The sequence below is a fragment of the Kumtagia sp. genome (assembly GCF_059502445.1).
The window spans coordinates 1-5,284 of the sequence record NZ_JCACER010000034.1 but is presented as its reverse complement, the minus strand read 5'-3'; the positions used below and the strand labels follow the sequence as shown (position 1 = coordinate 5,284).

The 5,284-nt window shown below is 67.2% G+C and carries 5 protein-coding genes; 4 read left to right on the top strand and 1 reads right to left on the bottom strand.

Annotated elements, in window-relative coordinates:
* Positions 1–113 precede the first annotated feature (113 nt).
* The 4 genes from AC5JDC_RS13390 (at position 114) to AC5JDC_RS13375 (ending at position 4,803) form a co-directional block, all read left to right on the top strand.
* The gene (locus AC5JDC_RS13390; RefSeq protein WP_495841770.1) at positions 114–1,535 is read left to right on the top strand and encodes a LutB/LldF family L-lactate oxidation iron-sulfur protein; all 1,422 of its coding nucleotides are present in this window, start codon (positions 114–116) and stop codon (positions 1,533–1,535) included.
* Between the two features lie 375 nt (positions 1,536–1,910).
* The gene (locus AC5JDC_RS13385) at positions 1,911–2,594 is read left to right on the top strand and encodes a LutC/YkgG family protein (RefSeq protein WP_495841769.1); all 684 of its coding nucleotides are present in this window, start codon (positions 1,911–1,913) and stop codon (positions 2,592–2,594) included.
* A complete protein-coding gene (locus tag AC5JDC_RS13380; RefSeq protein WP_495841768.1) occupies positions 2,587–3,321 on the top strand; it encodes a metallophosphoesterase in 735 nt (244 codons plus the stop codon). Before AC5JDC_RS13385 ends, AC5JDC_RS13380 begins: the two co-directional genes overlap by 8 nt.
* Before the next feature lie 99 nt (positions 3,322–3,420).
* Complete coding sequence (locus tag AC5JDC_RS13375) at positions 3,421–4,803, top strand: calcium-binding protein (protein ID WP_495841767.1); 1,383 nt, start codon at positions 3,421–3,423, stop codon at positions 4,801–4,803.
* A 30-nt stretch (positions 4,804–4,833) separates the two neighbouring features.
* Here the strand turns inward: AC5JDC_RS13375 and AC5JDC_RS13370 are convergent, their stop codons facing one another.
* On the bottom strand, positions 4,834–4,959 hold the full coding sequence (locus tag AC5JDC_RS13370; protein WP_280954223.1) for a hypothetical protein: 126 nt from the start codon (positions 4,957–4,959) through the stop codon (positions 4,834–4,836).
* Positions 4,960–5,284 lie beyond the last annotated feature (325 nt).

Genomic DNA, 5,284 nt, shown 5'->3' with positions numbered 1-5,284 from the left:
AACCGAAGTGTTGGGAGCAACCGCAGCCCCCAACAAGAGCAATTATGCCATCTCAGGACAGAGGGGGGTGCGAAGATGCGCAGGTCCAGCAGTTCTGCAAGGGGACCCCGCCCATGCAGATAACCTCGCCCGCCTTCAAGCGGAACGCCCATGCCGCGCTTGGCGACGCCGAGCTGCAGAAGGCGCTGGACAATGTGCGCTCCGGCTTCATCGACAAGCGGCTCAAGGCGGTGCAGGCGCTGCCGGAATTCGACCGGCTGCGCGACTCCGCCCGCGCCATCAAGAACCATGCGCTGGACAATCTCGACCTCTATCTCGAAGCCTATGAGGAGAAGGTGCGGGAGGCGGGCGGCCATGTGCACTGGGCCGAGACGGCCGCGGATGCGCGCAGGATCGTTCTCGACATCTGTCGGGCGGCGGGCGCGAAAACCGTCACCAAGGGCAAGTCGATGATCACCGAGGAGATCGCCCTCAACGGCTTCCTGGAGGAGAACGGCATCCGTCCGGTTGAGACCGACCTCGGCGAATACATCATCCAGTTGCGCGGCGAGCATCCCAGCCACATCATCGCGCCGGCGGTGCACCTCACCAAGGACCAGGTGGAGGCGGACTTCCGCCGCGTGCACGGCCACCTGCCGGCCGATCGCGATCTTTCCGAGCACGAAGCGCTGCTCTACGAGGCGCGCCGCGTGCTGCGCCCCGCCTATTTCGACGCCGATGTCGGCATCACCGGCGCCAACTTCCTGGTCGCCGAGACGGGCACCTCGATCATCGTCACCAATGAGGGCAATGGCGACCTGACGCAGATCCTGCCCAAGGTGCATGTGGTGGTCGCCTCGATCGAGAAGATCGTGCCGACGCTCGAAGACGCCGCGCAGATCCTGCGTGTGCTGGCGCGCTCGGCGACAGGGCAGGAGATGAGCGTCTACACGACGCTGTCGACCGGGCCGCGCCGGCCGGGCGATCCGGACGGGCCGGAGCAATACCATGTCGTGCTCATCGACAACGGCCGCTCGGCGATGCTCGGCACCGAGTTCCAGGACATGCTGCGCTGCATCCGCTGCGGCGCCTGCATGAACCACTGCCCGGTCTACCACGCGGTCGGCGGCCACGCCTATGGCTGGGTCTATCCCGGGCCGATGGGCGCAGTGCTGACGCCGTCGCTGATCGGCGTCGACAAGGGCGGGCACCTGCCCAATGCCTCGACCTTCTGCGGGCGCTGCGAAAGCGTGTGCCCGATGAAGATACCGCTGCCCAAGATGATGCGGCACTGGCGCGAGCGCGAGTTCGAGCGGGGGCTGAACCCGGCGGTGCAGCGCAGCGGCCTGAAGCTCTGGGCGTTCTTCGCGCGGCGGCCACGGCTTTACAGGGCGGTGACCGGGCTGGTGGCGCCGCTGCTGTCGGCGTTCGGCCGCCGCAAGGGTCGGTTCACGAAACTGCCGCTGGCGGGAGGATGGACGGAGTTTCGCGATCTCCCGGCGCCGCAGGGGCGGACGTTCATGCAGCAGGTGGCGCGGGACAGGCGGGCGCGGTGATGGTTTTCGGCTCGGCGTGCCTTCGCACCCCCCTCTGTCCTGAGCTTGTCGAACGGGCCGGACATCTCCCCCGCAAGGGCAAGGTTATCGCATATGGAAATTCCCGAAGCGTCGCCTGGCTTCATACCCCCACCCCTAACCCCTCCCCTCAAGGGGGAGGGGGATCTTGCGTCCGCCATGCAGCGCAAAGCCATAGACGATTTGCGGCTGGCGGAGACGCAAGACAGTCCCCCTCGCCCTTGAGGGGAGGGGTAAGGGGTGGGGGTAAACCCAGCTGCGATAGCCCCGCCTTCAAGGGGGAGACGTCCAGCCCGGTCGACAAGCTCAGGACAGCGGGGCTGGAGCCGGGTGCTGCGTGTAAAGGAAAATGCCCGCATGACCGGCCGTGACGCCATCCTCGCAAAGGTGCGGCAATCGCTCGGGGCCGGCGACGACCCGGCTCGGCGGCAGGCGGTGGCCGAGCGGCTCAAAGCCGCGCCCCTGGGGGTGATCCCGGCGCGGGGGCAGCTGCCGCGGGCCGAGCGGGTCGCGTTGTTCCGCACGATGGCCGAAAAGCTGCTCGCCAGCGTCGAGCGCGTGGCAGGCTACGACGAAGTGCCCGGGAGGGTCGCCGCCTATCTGCGCGAGCGCAACCTGCCGGCCTCGGTGCGCATGGGCGCGGACGCGCGGCTGGAGGCAATGCCCTGGGCCGGGCAGAAGACGCTGGAACTGCGCCGCGGCGCCTCCGACGGCGACGACGCGGTCGGCGTCAGCCATGCCGGCGGCGGCATCGCCGAGACGGGGACATTGCTGCTCACGTCCGGGCCGGACAACCCGACCACCATCAATTTCCTCACCGATCACCATATCGTGGTGGTCGACGCCGCCGACATCGAAGGCGACCTGGAGAGCGCGCTGGCGAAGGTGCGGGACCGCTACGGCAAGGGCGCCATGCCGCGCACCGTCAATTTGATCTCCGGCCCGTCGCGCTCCGGCGACATCGAGCAGAAGCTGATCCTCGGCGCGCACGGGCCGCGCGCGCTGCATATCCTGGTGGTGGACGACCAGGCCGATGGCTGAGGGCGTCCATCTCGAGGCCGCCCGCGCGCCGGAGGGCATGCGCCTCTACGCCATCGGCGACGTGCACGGCCGGCTCGACCTGCTGGAGAGGATGCTGGGGACGATCCGCGCCGAGATCGCGCGCGACCGGCCGGCCGACTGGCGCATCATCCATCTCGGCGACTATGTCGACCGCGGCCCGTCATCGCGCGGCGTGATCGACTTCCTGATCGCCGCCGGCGCGGCCGACCCGCGCATCGTCACGCTCGCCGGCAATCACGACATCGGCCTTCTCGACTTCCTCGCCCGGCCGTCGATGGATTCGCTGTTCATGCAATATGGCGGGATCGAAACCGCCGCATCCTACGGCGTGTCGTTCGGGCCGACCCGCGACCTCGGGCGCTTCCACGCCGATCTCGTGCAGGCCGTGCCGGCCGGCCACGCCGATTTCCTGCGCTCGCGCGGCTTCGGCGTCTCCTTCGGCGACTTCTTCTTCTGCCATGCCGGCATACGGCCGGGCGTGCCGGTGGACTTGCAGCATCCGGACGACCTCGTCTGGATCCGCGAGGGCTTCCTGCATCATGCCGGGCTGCATCCGAAAGTGGTGGTGCACGGCCACACCATCACGCGCGTGCCGGAACTGCTGGCCAATCGCGTGAACGTCGACACCGGCGCCTGGCGCTCCGGCGTGCTCACCGCCTTCGTCGCCGAGGGCGGGCAGAAGCGGCTGATCGCGGCAACGGTCTGACGCCGCTTCAAACGCGGCGCCGGCCGGCATCGTCCCGTTACAATCCTCCGTAGAATGGGTCCGTTTACGGCAACCGATCGAACCCGGAGGGTTGGGGACATGGCCTGGCAGATTCCTTTCGAGAATACCGGTACACCTATCGATCTCACGACGACCGACAGCCTGTATGTCGGGGAAGACATCTATGTCGCCGCCATCGTGAGGGGTACGGGATCCGATCACACGGTGGTGGTGGACGGCACCGTGGCGGCGGGCGGCGAGCCAGTGATCATCCTGGGCGACATCGGGAAATCCAACAACACCATCCATATCGGCGAGACCGGGAAGGTCGTCGGCCTGGGGCTGGCCGCGAGGCCCATAGCGGCGATAGGCATCATCGGAAATTCCGGGAGCGTCGTGAACGACGGCGAGATCGTGGCTACGGTCAACAAGGGGACCGCAGTCGGGTTCGCCGGCGGCGACATGACCAGCATTTCATCGATGACGAACTCGGGGACGATCACGGCGGGATCGATCGGCGTGAGCAACATCAATTTCGCCGGCAAGTTCACGCTGAACAATTCGGGCACGATCATCGGTGGTGAGGGCGCAACGGTCGATCCGAACCTCGGCACGCTGCCCTGGGGCTCTTTCGTCTCGATCACCCAGGTGGGTGGCAAGATGGTCGAGTCGCCGTCTGTAGACACCATCATCAACAGCGGCAAGATGGTCGGCGACATCTGGCTGGGCGGCGGCGGCGATCTCTACGACGGCCGGCTCGGCACGGTCGTCGCCGGCGAGGTGCGCGGCGAGGGCGGCAACGACCGCATCTATGCGGGAGCCGGCAACGACACGCTGCTCGGCGGCGACGGCAACGACACGCTGATGGGCGGCGCCGGCGCCGACTATCTCAGCGGCGGCGCCGGCACCGACCGCGCCGCCTATACGACGGCCAAGGGCGGCCTCACCGTCAGCCTCGCCAATTCGACGCTCAACACCGGCGACGCCAAGGGCGACACCTTCAACTCGATCGAAAACCTGACAGGCTCGGATTTCTCCGACAATCTGTTCGGCACCAACGGCATCAACGTGATTTCCGGCGGCGCCGGCAACGACGTCATCAAGGGCTACAACGGCAACGACACGCTGGCCGGCGGCGGCGGCAAGGACGTCTTCATCTTCAGCTCGGCGCTGAACGCCGCCAGCAATGTCGACACCATCACCGACTTCATCTTCGCCGACGACACCGTCCAGCTCGACGACACCGTCCAGCTCGACAACGCCGTGTTCACGGCGCTGACGACGCTCGGCACGCTGGCGGCCGCGGCGTTCCGGGCGAACACGACTGGGCTGGCGCAGGATGCTTCCGACCGCATCATCTACGAGACCGATACGGGCGAGCTCTATTACGACTTCAACGGCAATGCGGCCGGCGGCGGCGTGCTGTTCGCGAAGCTCGACCCCGGCCTCGGCATCACCACAGCCGATTTCGTGGTGATCTGAGGCGGGCGCGCGGATGGGGCGCCGCCGGCATCAGTGCTCGGCGACGACCCCGTAGCCGTCGACGACGGTGTCGCTGCCGGCATCGACCGAGTAGACGCCGAGACCGCAGACGACGATGGCGAAGAACATGGCAAGGCAAAGGAGCGCGGATCGCAAGGCGGGACTCTCGGGTTCTGGTCGCTAAACTCTTACGGGATCGCGGTTACGATTGTGTTGCAATGCCGTGAGGGGGGCGGAAGACGCGCGCCTTCTAGGCCGCGACTTGGGGCTGGCGCCAGCGGAATCTCGGTTGTCCGGGAAGACCGCGGGCCGGCGTGGCTTTTCTGCCACGCGACCATCCTCCGGCTTCCCATCCCTGGAGGGCTATCGCATAGGGAATTCTGGAAACATCGCGTGGCCTGGTATCCCACCCCTAACCCCTCCCCTCAAGGGCAGGGCTATCGCATATGAGTTGTATCGGAGCGGCAGACAGCTCTGCGTC

What these genes read in the sequence shown, in the direction of transcription:
- AC5JDC_RS13380 (WP_495841768.1), top strand. Translation starts at nt 2,587, where the DNA reads ATGGCTGAGGGCGTCCATCTCGAGGCCGCCCGCGCGCCGGAGGGCATG.
- AC5JDC_RS13375 (WP_495841767.1), top strand. Translation starts at nt 3,421, where the DNA reads ATGGCCTGGCAGATTCCTTTCGAGAATACCGGTACACCTATCGATCTC.
- AC5JDC_RS13390 (WP_495841770.1), top strand. Translation starts at nt 114, where the DNA reads ATGCAGATAACCTCGCCCGCCTTCAAGCGGAACGCCCATGCCGCGCTT.
- AC5JDC_RS13385 (WP_495841769.1), top strand. Translation starts at nt 1,911, where the DNA reads ATGACCGGCCGTGACGCCATCCTCGCAAAGGTGCGGCAATCGCTCGGG.